Genomic DNA, 20,176 nt, shown 5'->3' with positions numbered 1-20,176 from the left:
ATAGCTCTCGTGAAAAAGCCGGTCTTTCAAACGTTCCGACAACAAAGGCTCGGTGACGTCCAAATTTATAGCAAGATCCGAAAAAGGGATCAGATCCAGGGCCGCTTCCAATGACTCCTTATCCGCAGCGCCGCAAAACAAGCCGAGCGAGCAGACGGCCTGAATGAAACCCTGATCGAAGATTACAATTTGGCGACTGCTGACTGAGCGACGCCAAACCAATGATAGATTCAGGATATACTGGCTGAACCTGAGCAACCAAATCGGGTTTCTCGGAGCTAGAATTCGGATTAACCTGACCGTTAGCCTGAATCCATCAGCGTTGTTCAAGGGATGATGAGCGAAGGCGGCCGTTCGTATCGTCGCCCCGCCGATACGCTGGAGAGCGTACCAAAGCCCACTGGGATCAAACGAGGGATGAGCGCCGGGTTGATAAGAAAGTACCACCTTCGCAGTGTAACCCTGAGCCTGAAGACGGTTCGCAAGCGCATGCGCGAAGGTTGTTTTGCCCGAGCCTGGAGGGCCGAATAGCTCGATAATCACGTAATCTGGCTCCGACGATACGCTCCAGACCTAGACACCCTCGCCCCACCGCACCCGTGAAGCATTCAATCACATCCGGGCGCCAAACCTCATGCGTTCGCATGAAAACGCGGCGCCGGCTAAGCTTTTTTAACAAAATCGGACGCCGCGTATCGCCGATAACCATTTGAAAGGGACGAACACTTAGCGTCTCCTAAATGCTTTGCCGCCGAAGTAGACGGAACCGAATCCTCTCCGGATATGAGCCGCTCCCCTCAGACACAATCCAGAAACATTCCGGAAAAACTCGGGAAATCCTTCAAGCGTATAATTGACGCGAGGGTCAGTTCATCGGCTGCAGCACTGCTGCACTTGCTCGGGTTTGCGAGAAGGATGCAAAGGATCTCGATCATTTTGACGGGCGCGTTGCTCAGCATTTCGCTCGTCACGGCCGCGGTCGCAGCCTCCAATGTAAAGGCGACGCCGACTACTCGGGCTGAGCGCTGCAGTGATCTCAATCGCCAGGTTGACGAAGCCATCGAAACCCATGCCGCGGCCACGCAGGTCACTGCGGCTAAGGCACTTCAGAGAAAGGGAAACCGGTACTGCGCCAAAAAGAAGGAGGCACAGGGAATCCGGATGCTTGCGAACGCTTTGAAGCTGCTCGGAGTGACACCGGTCGATCCAGGCCAGTGACGCTTTAATTCGACCTGCATCGAAGAAGGATGAAAATCATGAAAAAGCCCCTCCTCTCCGCCCTTGGCCTCGGCATTGCTCTGGCCTTTTCGATGCCGGCTCTCGGCAACGCCGCCGCGACCACCACAGCTCCGGCTGCTTCGACCATGACCCCTGCGCCCGCCAAGGCTGCTCCGAAGAAGGTCACAACCAAGAAGGTCTGCAAGCCGACCAAGACGCACAAATGCCCGGTCAAGCACAAGAAGCACGCTGCGAAGACGGCAGCCCCCAAGAAGACCTATTAAGCTTCTTCGCGGAAATCTCCTGCAGCGAGGCGTGGCGCAAGTCATCCCCGCATCGCAGATGTCTGACACGGGCCGATTAAGCCAGGGCTGACCCATTGTGTCGCCGGTCGCTTCGCCCTTTGGTGCCCGCCCCTGCGTGTTCCTGGGCGCGCTGCCAGAGCCTTTCGCGCATTTCACGGTTTAAGGAATGAGCGCGGCGCCGGCGCATCGCCCGGTGCCACGCTCTGCCATCAAGGCGAAAGCAGGCTTCCCGCCTCTCGCTCGACTCCAAACAAATCGTACGGCGGCGCCGGGGCGAGGTCGCGGAAGCTACAAGCGCCAATGACAGGGGGAACGATTTCCAGGTTTTGCGCTTTCTGGGTGCATGGCTCCGACACGACCGATCGAATCTCCCCTGCTTCCTGAAGGTAGCCCTGACCGCCTCATCAACTGCGAGGTTGCGCTTGAGCCCTCGTTTGAGGCTTTGGTGAAAGCTTCCGTGCTTAAAGGCTGGTCGGCGCATGAAGTCGCGGAAACGCTACTCAAACTTGCGGCAGAACATGCAGAGACGATTATGGGGCGCCAGAGAACGGCCGCGCGACTGTACCGTTGGCGCATCAGCAGCTTGGTGGGTATGTACGTCAGCCAGATCCACGGCAAATTTAAGTGAATGGCTTCCCAGTCGTTATCTCCCGCGGGCATCCGAAAGGCTCGCTGGAAAACCCCTTGCCCAACCCAGCGAGCCCACGTCCCGGTACGATCGGGGCGATTTCCAGACCTCCCCAACACAGAGCTGGCACAGTCCAGTGCAGCAATTTGAATGCCAATCTGAGCGTCCCAGAACGGTACAGCGGCGGCTGCACAAGGACCTTGGCGGGAAATCGTGCAAATGTGAGCTTCCTATGGCCTCCGTGGCAGCTTAGAGCATCCATTGCAGGACCAGACCCAGGACACAGAGCGACATGGCCAGCGTAGATAACCAGCCCAGCATGCGCAGCCAGCCATGGACAGGAAAATCGCCCATGATGTCCGGGCGGTGGGTCATCAGCATCATGACCACCATCGCCGGCACGGCACAAATCCCGTTGATCACAGCGCTCCAGTAAAGCGCCTTGATGGGATCGATCGGTGTAAACATTATCCCCATTCCCAAGACACCGGCGCTCACCAAAGTGGCATAGAAGGCGATAGCTTCCTTTGGCCGGCGCTCCAGGCCTACAGGCCAGCGAAATGCTTCGCCTACTGCGTAGGCGGCCGAGCCAGCGAGGATGGGCACAGCAAGCAGCCCTGTACCGATGATTCCAGCAGCAAAGATCATGAACGCGAATCGACCGGCCACCGGTTCCAACGCCTTTGCGGCGTCTGTTGAAGAACCGACATCGGTTACCCCGGCCTTGTGCAAAGTCGCAGCGGTTGTGATGACTATTGCTATGCCGATCAGGTTCGAGAAAGCCATTCCTACCAGCGTATCAGCCCTGATGCGCGAAAACGCTGAAAGGGCCTGCCAGGGCGCCCATCTGAGAGGTTTCGCCTTGGGATCGAGTTCCTCCTCCTCGACTTCCTCCGAGGCTTGCCAGAAGAACAGATAGGGCGAAATGGTCGTGCCAAGGATCGCTAGCAGCGTTGTGAAGTAGGTGCCGTTCCAGCTTATGCTCGGAATCAGAACACCGCTTGCCGCTTCGCCCCAAGGCACATGGGCGAGAAAGGGGGCAATGACATAAGCGAACAGGCTAAGCGTCGTCCATTTGAGGACGGTGACGTATCTTGAATAATTCAGGAACACGATCGCCGAGATGCAAATCGCGCCGAAAAGCAAGACGTAAAGCGGGCTTGGCCCCCCAATCAAGAGTTTCAGAGCGTCGGCCATGGCACTGAGATCAGCCCCGATATTGATAACGTTGGCGATAAACAGGAGCATCACGACAAACCACACCAGCGAAACCGGGTAGTGTCGGCAAAGATTTCCAGAGATACCCCGCCCCGTGGTTCGGCCCACCCGAGCCGCTATCTCCTGGATCGCCGCCATGAGCGGGAAGGTGAAGACAAGCGTCCAGCCAATTGAAAATCCGAGTTGTGCTCCAGCCTGGCTGTAGGTGCCAATGCCCGACGGGTCATCGTCGGAGGCGCCGGTGACGAAACCCGGGCCGATAGTCCGGAGGAAGCGCTGAAATGGCCCTTTTGCCGCGACGTTGCTCTGGTCTTGCGCGACTTTGGCGCTGAGATCGGTCATGACTGCCCTCGCGCCATTCAACGGCGAGCGACCGCATTGGTTTCATAGTGCTAATGGAAGCCGAGCGGTGCGCATCCGCGTCGAGCGCACCCTTGGGGCGGAAACACCCTGTTAACATCGTTCGCGGTGACAGCATGTCGGCCTTAGCTCGAACGTGTAAACTTCTGCCCGCTTTCAGATCCGGAGGCGAATATGAACTTGCTTCGGATAGCGCTCGTGTGCGCCGCCATGATCAGCCTGGCCGGCGTGCCGGCCGTTCGCGCTGAGGATCAGCCGGCGCCGTCGAAGGGCGAAAAAGCGCCGGAGCAGCCGCCGGTTCATTGCAAGGGGCAAAATTGCCTGCCGCCGGCCGAGAACCCCGTCCAGGAGTGCAAGGGGCCGGATTGCACGCCGGTCCCGGCGCCTGACCAGACGCCGCCTCCGGTGATCGAAAAGGTCAAGTGACCGGCTTCAATTCCGCTCCGAACACCACCGTCTGCAGCAGCCCGCCACCCTGCCGGTTCTCCAGCCTGATCGTCCCGCCGTAGCGCTCGATGATCTCCTTGGCGATGGCGAGGCCCAGTCCGGCGCCCGGAATGGATTGCGCGCGCGCCGGATCGACCCGGAAGAACGGCTCGAACGCCTTGTTCAGGAGCTCCGGCGGGATGCCGGGACCACGGTCGGCGATGGTGAGCACCGCGCGGCCGCCCTGCCCGGCGAGCGAGACGCTGCAGCTTTTGCCATGCGTCGCGGCGTTGACGATCAGGTTGCGCAGCGCGCGGCGCAGGCCGAGCGCGCCGGCCTTGACCGAGACCTTGTCCAGATGATCGACCGACACCGCATGGCCGGCCGAAATCATCTCGGCCTCGATATCGCGGACAAGCCTGTCGAGTTCGACCGCCTCGACCGCGTCCTGGTTCACCTCTTCGCGCACCAGCCGGATGGCGCTGTCGGCGATGCGGTCCAGTTCATCGAGGTCGTGAAGCCACTTGTCGCGATCCTCGTCGAGGAATTCGGCGCGCAGCCGCATTCGCGTCATCGGCGTCCTGAGATCGTGGCCTGCGGCCGCGACCAACCGCATGCGGCTTTCCATCGCCGTCTTCAGCCTGGCGGAGAGCTGGTTGAGCGCCTGCGCCGTTACCCTGACCTCGGCCGATCCCTCTTCCGGCACCTCTGCCAACATACCATCCGATCCGATCTTGCTGACGGCGGCCTCCAGCATTTCGAGCGGCCGCACCAGCACGGCGGTGAAATAGACCGACACCGCGGTGGCGCCGAGCACGATCAGCACCATCCAGCCCGCCAGCACGAGCCAGACGTCTCGCGGCGGGTCGTAATTGGTGACATCCACGATCATCCAGCGATTGCCCGGCAGCGCGACGGACGCAACCATGCCGCGCTTGCCGATCGTGCGGGTGACCACGGCCGAAACGTCGAGGCCGTCGCCACGTAGGATGTCGTTGAGCACCCGCGTGTGCTTGCGATCCATGAGCCCATCCGCCGGATGGTCGCTGATCTGGACTGGAGCATCGCCGGCGCCCGGCACGTGGCCGGGCACGAGCTGCACCATGAACTGGATCTGACGGGCGACCGGCCGCATGATCAGTTCGGGGGACGGTCCGCCCAGCACCTTGATCGCAACGGCGGTGGCAAGGCCAACGACGCCGACGATGGAGACGACCAGCAGGATGATCAGCCGCCGGCGCAGCGAGTTCACGCCTGGCTCTCCACCGTCTCGACGCGCGCGATGAGCTGGTAGCCGCCGTTGCGCACGGTCTTGAACAGAGGCTCGTCGCCCTGGTCGCCGAACTTGCGGCGCAGCCGGCTCATCAGCACGTCGACCGAGCGCTCGAGCGGGTCGCGCTCGCGCCCCTGCGTCAGGTCGAGCAGCTGGTCGCGCGACAACAGCCGGCCGGGACGGTCGAGGAAAACCTGCAGGAGGTCGAATTCCGCGCCGGTGAGATCGACGGCCGTGCCTCTCGTATCGACCACCTTGCGAGTGTCGGGCTCCAGCCTGTAGCCGGCGAAATGGTAGACGCGCACGCGCCGCGGGGCGGCCTCTTCCGGGCTCGAACGCCGTAGCACGGCGCGGATGCGGGCCGAGAGTTCGCGCGGGTTGAACGGCTTGCCGAGATAGTCGTCGGCGCCGAGCTCCAGGCCGATGATGCGGTCGACGTCTTCCTTCAGCGCCGTCAGCAGGATGACCGGAATGTGCGGCTTGCGATCCCGCAGCGCCCGGCAGATATCGAGGCCGGAACCGTCGGGCAGCATGACGTCGAGCACGATCAGGTCGAACTGGCCGGAACCGAGCTTCTGCTCGCATTCGTGCCGGTCGGCCGCCACCGAGACGCGAAACCCCTGGCCGTCGAGATAGCGCCCGAGCAGCGTCCTGATCTCGCGGTCGTCGTCGACGACAAGGATGTGGGATTGTGCCTGCATGATCGCCCGGTTGTCTGTTCGCGGCTCATATTAAGGGCTGCCATAGCCAAGCGGCACGGAAAATTGCAACCGAATGTTGCCGGCGGGCAGACGGAAACATTCAGAAACAAATCTCCTTTTTCTGGCAACCTTCGGCAACGCGCGGAAGCAAAGCGGCAAAGGACGCTGCCTATCCTCCTGCAGTCCGAAGCATGAGAGAAAGGAAACATCATGCGAAGCAGACTTCTTGCGCTCGGCCTGTTCTCGGTCGCCGCCATCCACCCGGCGCTGGCCGCGCAGCCCGACTTCAGCGCGCCGGACGGTCAGCCGCCGGCGATGGCGCGGCCTGACGGCGACAACCACGGCCCGATGCCCTGGCGGCACGGGCCGATGCGGCGCGGACCGGAAGGCTTCGGCTTCCGCCGCATGGGGCCGCCGCCGGAACTGCCGGCGGCCCGGCTTTCGGTGCTGGAGACGCGCATCGGCATCCGCTCCGACCAGCTCGACGCCTGGCGCGACTACACCAGCGCGCTGCAAGCGGTGTTGGCGCCGCCGCCTGATTTCGGCCCCGGCGGTCCCGATGGTCGCGGTCCCGATGCCGGGCCAGCCGGTCCCGGCGATCAGGCAAAGCGCGATCCCTTCGCCTTCCAGGAAAGGCTGGCCGACGAGGTCACCAAGCGCGCTGCCTCGGCCGCCAGGCTCAAGGACGCCATCGCGGCACTGCGCACCAAGCTGACGCCCGAACAGCTCGAAATCCTCGCTTCGGCGGATCGGCCGCACGGACCACCCCCCGGTCCCTGGGGCAATCCGCCGGACGATGCAGCCGGCCCCGGAGATCTGCCCGACCATGGCGGACAGCTCCCGCCACCCCGGAATGGCGAGCAACCCTGACCGGCTGCGCCGGCCGGTTTGCTAACCTACCCGTTCACGGGCCGGCCGACCTCGGATGGCGGCCCGTCCCGCCATCGATCGTTTCAATCAAGAACTGGAGGCGCCACAATGTGGGAAGCCCTCATGTTGTTGCGGCTGATCGCCTCCGCAGGCCCCAGCTTTTCCGTGGGACAACGCACTACGCCGCCGGCCGACACGCTGAAGGGCACGATCCGGCTGAGCTACGCCGCCTGTCGTCTCTCGCTTCCGGTTCCGCGCTCGCCCGACAGCCACGGAAATCATGACCGCAAGATCGCGTAAGACATGTCTGGTATCGACGACCGCGCTCATCGACGGTCCGACAGCGGCGCTACCGGCAAGATGCTTGGCATGTCGCCACGGATCGGGATACTGATGCCGATCAGCATCGCGGCCAAGCGCACGATCCTTGCTCATCGAGCACACTCCGGTCGCAGACAGAAGGAGCGTGGCATGAACCGCTTCGACGCATTGCTCGACGCCGTGCAAGCGGGCGCAGCCGATCGCCATGACACGTCCGGTGCGTCCTCAGCCGGCTCCTGCTGGAATGATCCGATGCCGACAGCCAGGCGGCGACCGCAACTCCAGGGAAATATCCAGGCCATGCCCATCGAGTCCAGTCTCCTGTCGCTACGCCACTACGCGCCCCGGACCGCGATGCTGGCCGCAGCACTTTTCCTGGCCGCCTGCTCGCAGGAGCAAGCAAAGGCTCCGGCCGGCATGGGCGGCGTCGGCAAGCCCGAGGTCGGCGTCGTCACCTTGCATCCGCAATCGGTCGCCATCACTGCCGAATTGCCGGGGCGCACGGGGGCTTCACTGGTTGCCGAGGTGCGCCCGCAGGTGAATGGCATCATCCAGCAGCGCCTGTTCAACGAAGGCGCTGAGGTGGTGGTGGGACAGCCGCTCTACCTCATCGATCCGGCTAGCTACAAGGCCGCCTATGACAGTGCCGTCGCGGCCCAGCAGAAGGCGGAGGCAGCGGTCTCTACAGCGCAGGCGAAGTTCGACCGCTATGCCGGATTGCTGAAGCAGAAGGTTGTCTCCCAACAGGATTACGACGATGCCGCCGCCACGCTGGCGCAGGCCCAGGCGGACGTGGCATCGGCCAAGGCCAGCGTCGAGACGGCGCGCATCAGCCTCGACCGCACCTCGATCACCGCACCGATCGCCGGCCGCATCGACAAATCCACGCTGACGCCGGGCGCGCTGGTCACCGCCAACCAGGAAACGGTGCTGACCACCATCCGCGCGCTCGATCCGATCAATGTCGACGTCACGCAGTCGAGCACCAACCTGCTTAATCTGCGCCAGGCCATCTCGGAGGGGCGGCTGAAGTTCAGCGGTCCCAATGTCAGCGTCAAGCTGAAGCTCGATAACGGCACCATCTATGCGCGGACCGGCAAGATGGAATTCGCCGGCGCCAATGTCGACCAGACCACCGGCACCTTTGCGCTGCGGGCCCAATTCCCCAATCCCGACCGCCTGCTGCTGCCCGGCATGTATGTGCGGGCGCTGGTCGAGGAAGGCGTCGCCCAGAACAGTTTCCTGGTGCCGCAGCGCGCCGTCACCCGCAACACCAAGGGCGAGGCAACGGCCATGGTCATCAATACGCAAGGCAAGGTCGAGACGCGCGTGCTCGCCGTGCGCAACAGCGTCGGCAACAATTGGCTGGTGGATTCCGGCGTCGGCGACGGCGATCGCGTCATCGTCGAAGGCTTGCAGTTGGCCCGCCCCGGCGGCGATGCGACGGGCGTCGAAGTGACGATCGACGAGGCGACCGGAGAGATCAAGGAGCGCGGGCAGAACACGTCCGCCGCGCCGTCCACGTCCAGGATGGCCAGCAACGGCCAGCAGGCCGGCGCCTCGGGCGGGAACTGAGCCGATGTCGCTATTCTTCATCAACCGGCCGATCTTCGCCTGGGTGATCGCCATCGTAATCATGCTGGGCGGCCTGCTCGCGCTCACCACGCTGCCGATCTCGCAATATCCGCAGATCGCGCCGACCACAGTCAATATCGGCGCCACCTATCCGGGCGCCGACGCCCAGACGGTCGAGAATTCGGTGACCAAGGTCATCGAGCAAGGCATGACCGGCATCGATAATCTCGACTACATGACGGCGACGTCGACCTCGACCGGCCAGGCCTCGATCACGCTGACCTTCACCAGCGCTGCCGACCCGGACACCGCCCAGGTGCAAACGCAGAACAAGCTGCAGCTGTTGCAGTCGCAGCTGCCGCAGGTGGTGCAGAGCAACGGCATCAACGTCTCCAAATCCTCGACCGGCTTCCTGATGGTCATCGGCTTCGTCTCCAGCGACGGCAAGATGAACTCGACCGATCTTGCCGACTATGTCGACAGCACGGTCAACGACACGCTGAAGCGTGTCGAAGGTGTCGGGTCCACACAGCTTTTCGGCTCCAGCTATGCCATGCGCATCTGGCTCGACCCGCACCAGCTCGCCAAATATGCGCTGATACCGAGCGACGTGGCCGCCGCCATCCAGGCGCAGAACACGCAGGTTTCGGCCGGACAGCTCGGCGGCCAGCCGGCGCGCAAGGGCCAGCAACTCAACGCCACAGTGACTGCCAAGAGCCGGCTGCAGACCGCCGAGCAATTCCGCAACATCATCCTGAAGAGCCAGACGGACGGTTCGCTGGTTCGCCTCAACGACGTCGCCACCGTCGAGCTCGGTGCCGAAAGCTATACGACGCAGGCCAATTACAACGGCAGGCCCGCGGCCGGCGTCGCCATCAACCTGGCGACCGGCGCCAACGCCATCAACACGGCCGAGGCCGTGCGCTCCACGATCAGCCGCCTGAGCTCGACCTTCCCGCAAGGCGTCGAGGTCGTCTATCCCTACGACACCTCGCCCTTCGTGCGGCTGTCGATCGAGGAGGTGGTCAAGACGCTGGCCGAAGCGATCGTGCTGGTGTTCCTGGTGATGCTGCTTTTCCTGCAGAACCTGCGCGCCACTCTCATCCCCACCATCGCCGTGCCGGTGGTGCTGCTCGGCACGTTCGGCGTGCTCTCCTTCTTCGGCTATTCGATCAACACGCTGACCATGTTCGCCATGGTGCTCGCCATCGGCCTGCTCGTCGACGACGCCATCGTCGTGGTCGAGAATGTCGAGCGCGTCATGCAGGAGGAAGGCCTGCCGCCGAGGGAGGCGACGCGCAAATCGATGAACGAGATCACCGGCGCGCTGATCGGTATCGCCACCGTGCTGTCGGCCGTGTTCGTGCCGATGGCCTTCTTCGGCGGCTCCACCGGCATCATCTACCGGCAATTCTCGGTGACCATCGTTTCGGCAATGGTGCTCTCCGTGCTGGTCGCCCTGGTGCTGACGCCGGCACTCTGCGCCACGATCCTGCGCCGGCCCAAGGACCATGCAACGCAGACCGGTCCGTTCGGCTGGTTCAATCGCTTCTTCGATCGCGGCACGCTTGCCTATCGAAACGGCTCGCATGGCATCATCAAGCGCTCGTGGCGCTTCCTCGCCGTGTTCCTCGCAATCGTCATTGCCATGGGCTGGATGTTTGCCCGGCTGCCGAGCTCGTTCCTGCCGGAAGAAGACCAGGGCATCCTGATCACCAGCGTTCAATTGCCGGTCGGCGCGACGCAGGACCGGACCGAGCGCGTGCTGGCCCAGGTCACCGATCATTATTTAAAAGACGAAAAGGACGCTGTCGAAGGCGTCTTCACCGCCTCGGGCTTCGGCTTCGGCGGCGCCGGCCAGAATGTCGGCATCGCCTTCGTGCCGCTGAAGGCTTTCGGCCAGCGCAAATCGCCGGCATTGGCGGCGCAGGCGATCGCCGGCCGCGCCATGGGCGCCTTCAGGAAGATCAAGGACGCGCAGGTCTTCGCGCTCGCCCCGCCCGCCATCCAGGGCTTCGGCAACACCAACGGCTTCGATTTCTACCTGCAGGACGTCAATGGCGCCGGCCATGATGCGCTGATCCAGACGCGCAACCAACTTCTCGGCCTGGCCGCGCAGAGCAAGGTGCTCGCCAACACGCGTCCCAACGGCCAGGAGGACCAGCCGCAATTCTCGGTCGACATCGACCAGGAGAAGGCGAGCGCGCTGGGCGTCAGCCTCGCCGACATCAACAACACGCTGTCAACCGCCTGGGGCAGCAATTACGTCAACGACTTCATCGATCGCGGCCGGGTGAAGCCAGTCTATCTGCAGTCGGCCCCGGATTTCCGCATGCAGCCGGAAGATCTGGACAAATGGCAGGTGCGCAATGCCAGCGGCGCCATGGTGCCGTTCTCGGCCTTCGCCTCCAGCCACTGGACTTTCGGTTCGCCCAGGCTCGAACGCTACAATGGTTCGGCGGCGGTCGAGATCCAGGGCGCTGCGGCAGCGGGTGTGAGTTCAGGCGCGGCCATGGACGAGATCGACAGGCTGGTCGCGCAACTGCCGCCCGGATATTCGCATGAATGGACCGGGCTGTCGCATCAGGAGCGGCTTTCCGGCAACCAGGCGCTGTCGCTCTACGCGATTTCGGCGCTGGTCGTGTTCCTCTGCCTCGCAGCCCTTTACGAGAGCTGGTCGATCCCGTTCGCCGTTCTGCTTTCGGTGCCGATCGGCATCTTCGGCGCGCTCCTGGCGGCAAGCCTCTTCGGCCAGACCAACGACGTCTATTTCAAGGTCGGGCTTTTGACCACGATCGGCCTCGCGTCCAAGAACGCCATCTTGATCGTCGAGTTCGCCATCGAGCGGCAGGCGGCCGGCATGGGACTGGTCGAGGCGACGTTGGAAGCGGCGCGCCAACGACTGCGGCCGATCCTGATGACGTCGCTGGCCTTCATCCTCGGCGTCACGCCGCTTGCGATCGCCAGCGGCGCGGGCTCGGGCGCGCAGAACTCCGTCGGCATCGGTGTGATGGGTGGCATGATCGCGGCGACGGTGATCGGCGTGTTCCTGGTGCCGCTGCTGTTCGTCACGGTGCGCCGGATATTCAAGGGCAGGTTGGCCAAACAAGATACCGGGCAGGATTCGGGCGAGACTCCGGCGGCGGCCAGCCAGCAATAAGGGCTCTTCAAATGGCAGGTTTACCGCTGCCTTCAAATGCAGCGGTATTCTCACGATTGTGGCAACGGCCGGAACAAATCTCTGTGAAACAATGGCCGGAAAACAATCGCCTGCCATATGATAAGGTGATCGAGGCAATGACATGTCGCACGTCTATGAGTCCGCAACCGATCTCGTCCGTCGTATCTATGAAAAGCGCATAGACGCACCGCCCGTTCTTGATACCGATAGCTATTTTCCGAACGCGGCGAAGTTCGTTGCGGCCTGGCAGGGCATCCGTGACGAGGCGCTTGCCGTGCAATTGAACAGAGCGCCGCGCTTCCACGACATCATGCCTGAGCAGGCTGAAATCTCGGCCAATGACGGCCTCGACTGGCGCATGTTCGTGCTCAAGGCCTATGACATGACGATCCCGCAAAACCTCGAGCGGATGCCTACGCTCAGCAGGTTGCTGTCCGAATGCCCCGAGGTCAAATCGGCGGCTGTCTCATTCCTGGCACCGCACAAGCACATCCCGCCCCACCGCGGCCCCTTTCGCGGCATCATGCGATTTCATCTCGGCCTGGTCATCCCGAAGCAGGCGGATGGCCGCCCGGCAACGATCATGATGATCAACCATGAGGAGAGGCGCATCGCCGACGGCGAGTGCATGCTGTGGGACGACACCTTCGAGCACGAAGTCATGAACAACGCCGACCAGGCGCGCGTGGCTCTGCTGCTCGATGTCTGGCGCCCGCGGATGCCGCTGGACATGGAAATCCTGTCCCGCCTGATCGTCCGCGGCGTGCAGGTGGGAATGCATTACAGGGGCGTATCCTTCGCCGGTTGAAATCGGCGAAATCGAAGTATCGGCTCTAAGCTCTCGCCTCGCGAAACGCCCTCGCCGCTCCACTGCCGCGCCTGACAGGGTTCATCATGTCCCTCGCGAGCAATCCGCTGACGCGGCAGAATCCCATGAACGCCCGGCAGGCTTCCTCGGTCCCGACCACGTCGACCGTCGCGCCGAAGCAGGCGTTGAAGGCGGCTTCGTAGACTTTGCCCTGCCGGCGCGCCGGCCAACCCTGCAGGAAATCCAGCGCCTGCTCGACGCTGTAGATTTCTTCGACCGGCAGGCCGGGCACGGGCGTGATGCGCACCGGCACCTCGAATTGCAGTCTGTCCATTCCCTGTCTCCCCAACTGGCCTCGGGTCTGCAACGCGGTTCGTTCTGAAAAGTTGCTTTGATGGCCTTCTGACGCCGCAATGTGACCTCAGTAGGGTCGGCAGCCTCATATATCAGCGCGGCGGATCGGCACCCCTGCGTGGATCGCCGGCCTCATTGCCAATGCCGGATTTCCAACGTATTGCCGGGCCGTCGCCACCTTGCCGCGGACGAAACATGAGCGAAATCCGGGTCGAATCCCTCACCAAGCAGTATGGCGACACGACCGCGCTGGACGGTGTATCACTCGCCTTCCCGGAGGGTTCGTTCACCGCGCTGCTCGGTCCATCCGGTTGCGGCAAGACGACCATGTTGCGGCTGATCGCGGGGTTCGAGGCGCCGAGCGAAGGCCGCGTCCTGTTCGGCGATGCGCTGGTCGCCGACCCGAAGCGGCAGCTGCCGCCGGAACAGCGCGGCGTCGGCGTCGTCTTCCAGTCCTACGCGTTGTGGCCGCATATGGATGTCGCCGAAAACGTCGCTTATCCGTTGAAGGCCAGGCATATCGCGTCCTCCGACATCCCCACCCGCGTCGGCGCCGTGCTCGATATCGTCGGCCTCAATGGCTTCGGCAAGCGCCGCATCGACGAGCTTTCAGGCGGCCAAAGACAGCGCGTGGCGCTCGCCCGCTGCCTGGTCGCCGAAGCCAGGATCATCCTGTTCGACGAGCCGCTGGCCAATCTCGACATGCATCTGCGCTCGGCCATGGTCGATGCGTTTCGCGATATCCATCGCCGCACCGGCGCGACGATCGTCTATGTCACGCACGACCAGGCCGAGGCGCTGGCGCTTGCCGACCGCGTCGCGGTGATGAGCAAGGGCAAATTGCTGCAGGCAGCGACGCCGCAGGAGATCTACCGCTCTCCCGCCGATGCCACGATTGCGGGCTTTGTCGGCCGCGGCAGCCTGGTTTCCGGCAACACGGTCCACCATTCCGGCCAGACCTCGATGATCGACATCGCCGGGCATCGCCTGGCGGCGCGCAGCGAAGGCGAGCCAACGGGTGCGGTCAAGGTCCTGCTGCGGCCGGAGGCCTTGCGCATCGCTTCCGACGGCCTGCCGGCAACCGTGCTCGACAGCGTCTATCGCGGCCCGGTGCATGAGGTGCGGCTGGCGCTCGCCGACCCGGGACAGCAATTGCTGGTTGACAGCACCGAGGCGCTGACAGCCGGGCAGCGCGTCTATGTCGCGGTGTCCGACGCCTGGGTGGTGCCGGGCGCCTGAGCGCCTGGCTTGAAGCATGTCTCCCGAAAGTGTGCAGCGGTTCGGGATAAAGACATGCTTAAAATCAAAGACCTGAAGCAGGTTGCGTGAATCCTTTTTCACGCGACCTGCTTTAGACGTCATCGCCATGGCAGAACGCCTGCCGGCAGGCGCCGGCCGAAACGGTCGAGCGCCAGAAGCAGCACGACAACGACGACGATCGTCGATACGGCGATGGCGGCGGCCTGCGTGCCGAGCCCCGCCTCTTCCAGGCTGAACAGCACCACGCCCAGCGTCTCCTTGCCGCTCGACCACAAAAGCGCCGAAACCGTCAGTTCGTTGAAGGCGCTCATGAAGACCAGCAGCCCTCCCGCCACCGCCGCCGGCGCCACGAGCGGCGAAGTGATCGTCCACAGTCGGCGAAACGGACCCGCGCCGGACACCGCCGCCGCCTCGTCGAGATCGCGCGGGAGCTGCCCGACCGCCGTCGTCACCGGTTTCATCGCCAGCGTCAGGAACCGCATTGCATAGGCGATCAGGATGATCGACGCCGTCGCATAGAGGCTGCCGATCAGCGGCAGCGGCCGCAGGAACAGAAGGATGCAGGCGATTGCCAGCACGACGCCGGGGATCGAGTAAGGCAGATCGACGATGCCGCCAAGCACGCGACGCCAGCGCCGGTCGAAGCGTTCGAGCACCGCGGCCATCGGTATGACGCCGAGCGCGAGGATCAACGCGGCACCCCCGGCAAAGAACAGCGAGTTGCGGAAGGCCCGCACCGTCGACGCCTGCCGGGCGAGCACTTCGACATAGTTTGAAGTCGTTGCGGTCTGCCAGCCAAGCGGCACGCCGAAGGATGGCACCAGCGATGTCGCCAGCAGCGCGCAGGCCGGAAGCACGAGGATCAGGGCGATGACCAGCCAGCAAAGGCAGGCGAGCGGCAAGCGGTAGCGTCCGAGCTCGAATTGCGCCGGCGTGCCGGCAACGAGGCGATGCCCCGCGCCGCGCAACGCCACCGACTGGAACGCCATGCCGACCAGCGCCAGGGCGCCGACGAGCACCGAGAGCGCCGCGATCTGCGGCAGCACGCCCGGCCCGAAGCTCGACAGGTCCTGGTAGATCAGCGTCGGCAGGGTCAGGTAGTTGACGGGCATGCCGAGCAGTGCCGGGATGCCGAAATTGCCGACGCCGGAAACGAAGGCAAGTGCCGCGGCTGCCACGACATAGGGGCGCACCACCGGCAGCACGATGGTCCGCAATACGGCGAGCGGCCTCGCGCCGCAGGATCGTGCCGCCTCGACCAGATCGCGCGGCACCCGCGACAGCCCCGCCCGCATGGTGATGAAGACGATCGGCGCGTGCTGCACCGCATAAAGCAGGACGATGCCGTTGCGGCCAAGCATCGGATTGGCGGTGCCCGGCGGCGGCGCCAGGTCGAACATGCCAAGCAAGGTGCTCGACGGGCCGAACAGATGCAGCCAGGCGAGCGCCGTGACCTGCGGCGCAATCATCAGCGGTAACAGCAGGAGGAAACCGAGGATTTTTCGCCCCGGCAAATCGGCCATGGTGACGCCGATGGCGAAAGGAATGCCGAGACAAAGCGCCAGCACGCCGCCGAAAAAGGCTGTATCCAGCGTGTGCCACATCGCCCGCAATGCCGCAGGCGCAGCAAGCCGGGCGGCGAAGGCGGTGAAATCAACCCCGCCGCCGGGGGCGATCGCCGCGAGGACGAGGCGCGCCATCGGCAGCAGGCTGAGCACGGCGATAATGAGCAGCACCGCCAGCGCCGACAGACGCCGGCCAGTTATCGGGCCTGCCGGCGCAAAGCCGCCAAGCCCCGGCGAAGCCAGCCCCTGCCCCGCGATACGTTGTCCCGTTGAGGACAAGCCGTTTACTGGCTCATCACCGCGCTGAACTTTTCCTTGTTCGCGGCATCGTTGGCGAGTGCCGCGGCGGCGTCATAGCCCAGCACCTTGATGGCGGCGCGATCCGGATAGCCGGCCGGCAGCGCGACATCGGCGCGCGCCGGGATGTAGCCCATCTTGGCAGTGACTTCCTGCCCGTCCTTGGAGAGCAGGAAATCGACGAAGGCCTTCGCCGCTTCCTTGTTCTTGGCGGTGGAGAGGATCGCCACCGGCTCGGTGACGGCCGAAACGCCTTCCTTCGGGAAGACGAACTCAACCGGAGCGCCCTTGGCCTTCTCGCGGATCGGCATGTAGTCGACGATCATGCCGAACAGCTTGTCGCCGCCGCTGACGGCCTTGAGCACGTCGCCATTGCCGCCTGAGGCTTGCGCACCATTCTTGGCGAGAGCGCCGTAATAGTCCCAGCCCTCGGGCAGGTTGCCGGTCAGCGTGACGGCATGGATCATCGCCGCACCCGAAGTCAGCGGGCTCGGCATGGCGATCAGCCCCTTGGCTTCCGGCTTGGTCAGGTCTTCCCAGCTCGTCGGCACGAAAGGCGCCTTGGTGTTGTAGACGATGCCGGTGGTGATCAGCTTGGTCGAGAAATAGGTCTTGTCCTTGTCGTAGAGCGCGGCGTCGAGGCCGTCGACCTTCGCCTCGGGATAAGCAAGCAGCCGGCCTTCCTTTTTCAGGCCTTCCATGGTCACCACATCGGCGATTAACAGCACATCCGCCTGCGGCTGGCCGGCTTCGATCTCGGCGCGCAGCTTGGCCAGGATCTTCGGCGTGCCGTCGCGCACCCAGTCGACCTTGACGCCGGGGTTCTTCGCCATGAAGGCATCGACGGTCTGCTGGGCATCGGTGTTCGGCTGGCTGGTGTAGAGCACAAGCGTGCCGTCGGCGGCGGACGCGCCGGCAACGGAGGATGCCAGCAACATGGCGGCGAAGACGATCTGGCGCATGGGGATACCTGTTCGAATGACATGAGGAAGTCCGGCGTTCGCCGGGGCTGCAAAACCTGACTAAGGCCGCAGGATAACCATTGTGTGACAGGGCGATGGGCACCCGGTGGCGCTCTCTACAGTGTCCGCCTTCCCATCGCGTTGCCTGGGACATGCGGCGAACACTCCCGCAAATCTTCGCCGGAGCATCCATCCACGGCAGTTCCTCCTTGAACCTTGCCGCTTCAAGTGCCAAATCTGGAGAAATTTTCTGCACCGGCTCGCCTAACGAGCCAACACCGGCTAGCGAACAAAATGGTCACCTACCTCGACGCCGCCACGGCCCCCTTGAGAAACACGGGTCAGATCCGCCTCTACGGCGAGGAAGGCTTTGCCGGCATGCGCAAGGCTTGCGACCTAACCGCGCGCTGTCTCGACGAGCTGGTGCCGATGGTGAAGCCCGGCGTCACCACCGAAGCCATCGATCGCTTCGTCTTCGAGTTCGGCGTGGATCATGGCGCACTGCCGGCGACGCTCAACTATCGCGGCTACACCAAATCTTCCTGCACCTCGATCAACCACGTTGTTTGCCATGGCATTCCCGACAACAAGCCTCTGAAGGATGGCGACATCGTCAACATCGACGTCACCTTTATCCTCGACGGCTGGCACGGCGATTCCTCGCGCATGTATCCGGTGGGCACGATCAAGCGCGCGGCCGAGCGACTGCTCGAAGTGACCTATGAGTGCCTGATGCGTGGCATCGCGGCGATCAAGCCGGGCGTCCGCACCGGCGCCATCGGCGCCGCCATCCAGACCTATGCCGAGGCCGAGCGCTGCTCGGTTGTGCGCGACTTCTGCGGCCACGGCGTCGGCCGGCTTTTCCACGATGCGCCGAACATCCTGCACTACGGCACCGCCAATGAAGGCGTCGAGATGCGGCCCGGCATGATCTTCACCGTCGAGCCGATGATCAATCTCGGCCGGCCGCATGTGAAAGTGCTATCGGACGGCTGGACAGCGGTGACGCGCGACCGTTCGCTGTCGGCGCAGTACGAGCACACGATCGGCGTCACCGAGACCGGCTGCGAGATCTTCACGCTGTCGCCGAAAAAACTCGACCGGCCCGGCCTGCCGGCGTAGCAGGCACTGCGGCAGAAGCCCGGCGTTCGCCGGATTTGACGCCTGGCGGTCTCCCGTTCATGCTGAGACAATGACAAGAGGCGTGCTGCTCGATCTTGCAGGCGTCATCTATGATGGCGATGCCGCCATACCGGGCGGGGTCGACGCTGTTGCGCGTTTGCGTCGGGCAGGTTTGACCGTGCGCTTCGTCAGCAACACCACCCGGTCGTCAAAACAGACTGTTGTCGAACGTCTGGCAGCGATCGGGCTCCCGGTTGCAGGGGCGGACGTTTTCACGCCGGCCCACGCAGCGCGCGAATGGCTTCTGCGCAACAATCGCGCGCCATACCTGTTGGTGCACCCCAGCCTGGCGCCGGACTTCCGCGGACTGCCGGATCGCGGCCGGCGTGCCGTCGTCGTCGGAGATGCCGGCGACGCCTTCACCTATGCCGCATTGAACGAGGCGTCCCGTGAGTTGGGCAAGGGAGCCGAACTGCTGGCCCTTGCCACCAACCGGATGTTTCGGGATGCCGATGGCGAGCTCAGCCTCGATGCCGGGCCATTCGTCGCGGCATTGGAATTTGCTTCCGGGAACCATGCGACCCTTGTCGGCAAGCCAGCACCGGAATTCTTTCGGTCGGCGCTGGCAAGCATGGGCTGTGCGCCGGATGAAGCGGTCATGGTCGGCGATGATGCCGAGGCCGATGTCGCCGGCGCCCTGCGCGCCGGGCTTTCCGGCGCACTTCTGGTGCGGACAGGCAAATATCGGCCAGGCGACGAAACCCGCTTCGATCCCCGCCCGACGTCGACCGTTGCCGATCTCGCGGCGGCAGCCGACTGGATCATTACACATCGGGATTCGGTGAGCGGTCACCGGCAACCGTCCTGAAAGTAATCGAGAGCCGGTTTCCCCTTTCGCAATCATGCTCTAGTGTCTCCATCGGACCTCTCCGGTCCGGACGAGCACGGGCGGGCCCATGGGGAAAACTGACGACGAGCGGGCATTCTTCTCCGAAGCCTGGATCGAGCCGCCGCTTAAGAAGACAACCGCAGCGGCGGTGGAAAAGCCGCATTACCTCGGTCATCGCGACCGGCTGCGTGAGCGCTTCGCGGCGAGCGGTCCCGACGCCCTGCCCGACTATGAGCTTCTCGAGCTTCTGCTTTTCCGGCTGATCCCGCGCGTCGACACCAAGCCGATCGCCAAGGCGCTGATTGCCCGCTTCGGCTCGCTGGCCGAAGTGTTCGGCGCGCCCGCCGCTCTGCTGGAAGAGATCAAGGGCATCGGGCCGGCGGCGGCGCTCGAGCTGAAGATCATCGCCGCGATGGCGCAGCGCATGGCGCGCGGCGAAGTGCGCGGCCGCGAAGTGCTGTCTAACTGGACGCAGCTTCTCGACTATTGCCGCTCGGCCATGGCCTTCGAGAGCCGCGAACAGTTCCGCATCCTGTTCCTCGACAAGAAGAATGGGCTGATCGTCGACGAGGTGCAGCAGACCGGCACCGTCGACCACACGCCGGTCTATCCGCGCGAGGTGGTGAAGCGGGCGCTCGAACTCTCCGCCAGCGCCATTATCCTGGTCCACAACCATCCCACTCACCCCCTTTCGATCACGTTGGATCACGCATATACCCATTGAAACACAACGTTTTTTTGGCTTGTCGTACTCCCGGCTATTGTGGCATATTGGGGTCGGTTTTAAGGGGATCGTAGCCCTTTTTGACCCCAGTTGCCGGCCCCACAAATCCGACTGGCGAC

Annotated in this window: 18 protein-coding genes and 1 pseudogene; 12 read left to right on the top strand and 7 right to left on the bottom strand. The window is 63.8% G+C overall.

Translation table 11 applies throughout. The annotated features are described in order from the left end of the window. Nucleotides 1-492: 492 nt before the first annotated feature. A pseudogene (locus FJ974_RS30405) lies at nt 493-543 on the bottom strand (hypothetical protein); the annotation flags it as partial. A gap of 372 nt (nt 544-915) precedes the next feature. Here FJ974_RS30405 and FJ974_RS15495 point away from each other — a divergent pair. Further along, on the top strand, nt 916-1,218 hold the full coding sequence (locus FJ974_RS15495) for a hypothetical protein (RefSeq protein ID WP_140532794.1): 303 nt from the start codon (nt 916-918) through the stop codon (nt 1,216-1,218). 38 nt (nt 1,219-1,256) lie between these two features. Next, nucleotides 1,257-1,502, top strand: coding sequence for a hypothetical protein (locus FJ974_RS15490; protein ID WP_140532793.1), 246 nt, complete (start codon nt 1,257-1,259; stop codon nt 1,500-1,502). A gap of 898 nt (nt 1,503-2,400) precedes the next feature. On the opposite strand, the gene FJ974_RS15485 is transcribed toward FJ974_RS15490, so the two are convergent. Further along, nucleotides 2,401-3,711 (bottom strand): NRAMP family divalent metal transporter, encoded by a 1,311-nt coding sequence (locus tag FJ974_RS15485; protein ID WP_140532791.1) that lies wholly within the window; start codon nt 3,709-3,711, stop codon nt 2,401-2,403. Nucleotides 3,712-3,903: 192 nt separating this feature from the next. Here FJ974_RS15485 and FJ974_RS15480 point away from each other — a divergent pair, with 192 nt between their 5' ends. After that, complete coding sequence (locus FJ974_RS15480) at nt 3,904-4,155, top strand: hypothetical protein (RefSeq protein WP_140532790.1); 252 nt, start codon at nt 3,904-3,906, stop codon at nt 4,153-4,155. Here the strand turns inward: FJ974_RS15480 and FJ974_RS15475 are convergent. Together FJ974_RS15475 and FJ974_RS15470 are read right to left on the bottom strand one after the other, a co-directional pair. Continuing rightward, nucleotides 4,148-5,407, bottom strand: coding sequence for an ATP-binding protein (locus FJ974_RS15475; protein ID WP_140532789.1), 1,260 nt, complete (start codon nt 5,405-5,407; stop codon nt 4,148-4,150). The two genes, FJ974_RS15480 and FJ974_RS15475, sit on opposite strands and share 8 nt — an antisense overlap. Next, the gene (locus FJ974_RS15470; RefSeq protein ID WP_140532788.1) at nt 5,404-6,129 is read right to left on the bottom strand and encodes a response regulator; all 726 of its coding nucleotides are present in this window, start codon (nt 6,127-6,129) and stop codon (nt 5,404-5,406) included. The genes FJ974_RS15475 and FJ974_RS15470 overlap by 4 nt, the downstream gene beginning before the upstream one ends. Nucleotides 6,130-6,339: 210 nt before the next feature. Here FJ974_RS15470 and FJ974_RS15465 point away from each other — a divergent pair, with 210 nt between their 5' ends. From FJ974_RS15465 to FJ974_RS15445, 5 genes are all read left to right on the top strand, one after another. After that, entirely contained in the window at nt 6,340-6,999 is a 660-nt protein-coding gene (locus FJ974_RS15465; RefSeq protein WP_140532787.1) for a hypothetical protein, read from the top strand. A 108-nt stretch (nt 7,000-7,107) separates the two neighbouring features. Beyond that, a complete protein-coding gene (locus tag FJ974_RS15460; RefSeq protein WP_140532786.1) occupies nt 7,108-7,299 on the top strand; it encodes a hypothetical protein in 192 nt (63 codons plus the stop codon). 375 nt (nt 7,300-7,674) lie between these two features. After that, on the top strand, nt 7,675-8,895 hold the full coding sequence (locus FJ974_RS15455) for an efflux RND transporter periplasmic adaptor subunit (RefSeq protein ID WP_226891620.1): 1,221 nt from the start codon (nt 7,675-7,677) through the stop codon (nt 8,893-8,895). 4 nt (nt 8,896-8,899) lie between these two features. After that, the gene (locus tag FJ974_RS15450; RefSeq protein ID WP_140532785.1) at nt 8,900-12,055 is read left to right on the top strand and encodes an efflux RND transporter permease subunit; all 3,156 of its coding nucleotides are present in this window, start codon (nt 8,900-8,902) and stop codon (nt 12,053-12,055) included. A gap of 142 nt (nt 12,056-12,197) precedes the next feature. Then, nucleotides 12,198-12,884, top strand: coding sequence for an aspartyl/asparaginyl beta-hydroxylase domain-containing protein (locus FJ974_RS15445; RefSeq protein WP_140532784.1), 687 nt, complete (start codon nt 12,198-12,200; stop codon nt 12,882-12,884). Nucleotides 12,885-12,909: 25 nt separating this feature from the next. On the opposite strand, the gene FJ974_RS15440 is transcribed toward FJ974_RS15445, so the two are convergent. After that, nucleotides 12,910-13,218 carry a DUF982 domain-containing protein gene (locus tag FJ974_RS15440; protein WP_140532783.1) on the bottom strand — a complete coding sequence of 103 codons (309 nt, stop codon included), beginning with the start codon at nt 13,216-13,218 and terminating at the stop codon, nt 12,910-12,912. Between the two features lie 215 nt (nt 13,219-13,433). Between FJ974_RS15440 and FJ974_RS15435 the strand changes: the two genes are divergently transcribed. Further along, nucleotides 13,434-14,477, top strand: a complete 1,044-nt coding sequence (locus FJ974_RS15435; RefSeq protein ID WP_140532782.1) for an ABC transporter ATP-binding protein — start codon at nt 13,434-13,436, stop codon at nt 14,475-14,477. A gap of 119 nt (nt 14,478-14,596) precedes the next feature. Here the strand turns inward: FJ974_RS15435 and FJ974_RS15430 are convergent, their stop codons facing one another. Both FJ974_RS15430 and FJ974_RS15425 read right to left on the bottom strand, forming a co-directional pair. Next, nucleotides 14,597-16,198 (bottom strand): ABC transporter permease, encoded by a 1,602-nt coding sequence (locus tag FJ974_RS15430; RefSeq protein WP_140532920.1) that lies wholly within the window; start codon nt 16,196-16,198, stop codon nt 14,597-14,599. 149 nt (nt 16,199-16,347) lie between these two features. Then, nucleotides 16,348-17,322, bottom strand: a complete 975-nt coding sequence (locus FJ974_RS15425; protein WP_140532781.1) for an ABC transporter substrate-binding protein — start codon at nt 17,320-17,322, stop codon at nt 16,348-16,350. Nucleotides 17,323-17,616: 294 nt separating this feature from the next. Between FJ974_RS15425 and map the strand changes: the two genes are divergently transcribed. From map to FJ974_RS15410, 3 genes are all read left to right on the top strand, one after another. After that, nucleotides 17,617-18,444, top strand: a complete 828-nt coding sequence (gene map, locus FJ974_RS15420) for a type I methionyl aminopeptidase (RefSeq protein WP_140532780.1) — start codon at nt 17,617-17,619, stop codon at nt 18,442-18,444. A 70-nt stretch (nt 18,445-18,514) separates the two neighbouring features. Further along, nucleotides 18,515-19,312, top strand: coding sequence for a TIGR01458 family HAD-type hydrolase (locus FJ974_RS15415; protein ID WP_140532779.1), 798 nt, complete (start codon nt 18,515-18,517; stop codon nt 19,310-19,312). A gap of 88 nt (nt 19,313-19,400) precedes the next feature. Further along, a complete protein-coding gene (locus tag FJ974_RS15410) occupies nt 19,401-20,057 on the top strand; it encodes a RadC family protein (RefSeq protein ID WP_181177083.1) in 657 nt (218 codons plus the stop codon). Nucleotides 20,058-20,176 lie beyond the last annotated feature (119 nt).

The organism is Mesorhizobium sp. B1-1-8 (assembly GCF_006442795.2).
Taxonomy (GTDB): Bacteria; Pseudomonadota; Alphaproteobacteria; order Rhizobiales; family Rhizobiaceae; genus Mesorhizobium.
This window is presented reverse-complemented; position numbering and strand designations above follow the sequence as displayed.

What these genes read in the sequence shown, in the direction of transcription:
- FJ974_RS15480 (WP_140532790.1), top strand. Translation starts at nt 3,904, where the DNA reads ATGAACTTGCTTCGGATAGCGCTCGTGTGCGCCGCCATGATCAGCCTG.
- FJ974_RS15445 (WP_140532784.1), top strand. Translation starts at nt 12,198, where the DNA reads ATGTCGCACGTCTATGAGTCCGCAACCGATCTCGTCCGTCGTATCTAT.
- FJ974_RS15460 (WP_140532786.1), top strand. Translation starts at nt 7,108, where the DNA reads ATGTGGGAAGCCCTCATGTTGTTGCGGCTGATCGCCTCCGCAGGCCCC.
- FJ974_RS15465 (WP_140532787.1), top strand. Translation starts at nt 6,340, where the DNA reads ATGCGAAGCAGACTTCTTGCGCTCGGCCTGTTCTCGGTCGCCGCCATC.
- FJ974_RS15425 (WP_140532781.1), bottom strand. Translation starts at nt 17,322, where the DNA reads ATGCGCCAGATCGTCTTCGCCGCCATGTTGCTGGCATCCTCCGTTGCC.
- FJ974_RS15410 (WP_181177083.1), top strand. Translation starts at nt 19,401, where the DNA reads ATGGGGAAAACTGACGACGAGCGGGCATTCTTCTCCGAAGCCTGGATC.
- FJ974_RS15470 (WP_140532788.1), bottom strand. Translation starts at nt 6,129, where the DNA reads ATGCAGGCACAATCCCACATCCTTGTCGTCGACGACGACCGCGAGATC.
- FJ974_RS15415 (WP_140532779.1), top strand. Translation starts at nt 18,515, where the DNA reads ATGACAAGAGGCGTGCTGCTCGATCTTGCAGGCGTCATCTATGATGGC.
- FJ974_RS15495 (WP_140532794.1), top strand. Translation starts at nt 916, where the DNA reads ATGCAAAGGATCTCGATCATTTTGACGGGCGCGTTGCTCAGCATTTCG.
- FJ974_RS15485 (WP_140532791.1), bottom strand. Translation starts at nt 3,711, where the DNA reads ATGACCGATCTCAGCGCCAAAGTCGCGCAAGACCAGAGCAACGTCGCG.
- FJ974_RS15490 (WP_140532793.1), top strand. Translation starts at nt 1,257, where the DNA reads ATGAAAAAGCCCCTCCTCTCCGCCCTTGGCCTCGGCATTGCTCTGGCC.
- FJ974_RS15455 (WP_226891620.1), top strand. Translation starts at nt 7,675, where the DNA reads ATGCTGGCCGCAGCACTTTTCCTGGCCGCCTGCTCGCAGGAGCAAGCA.
- FJ974_RS15440 (WP_140532783.1), bottom strand. Translation starts at nt 13,218, where the DNA reads ATGGACAGACTGCAATTCGAGGTGCCGGTGCGCATCACGCCCGTGCCC.
- map (WP_140532780.1), top strand. Translation starts at nt 17,617, where the DNA reads ATGGTCACCTACCTCGACGCCGCCACGGCCCCCTTGAGAAACACGGGT.
- FJ974_RS15450 (WP_140532785.1), top strand. Translation starts at nt 8,900, where the DNA reads ATGTCGCTATTCTTCATCAACCGGCCGATCTTCGCCTGGGTGATCGCC.
- FJ974_RS15435 (WP_140532782.1), top strand. Translation starts at nt 13,434, where the DNA reads ATGAGCGAAATCCGGGTCGAATCCCTCACCAAGCAGTATGGCGACACG.
- FJ974_RS15430 (WP_140532920.1), bottom strand. Translation starts at nt 16,198, where the DNA reads ATGGCGCGCCTCGTCCTCGCGGCGATCGCCCCCGGCGGCGGGGTTGAT.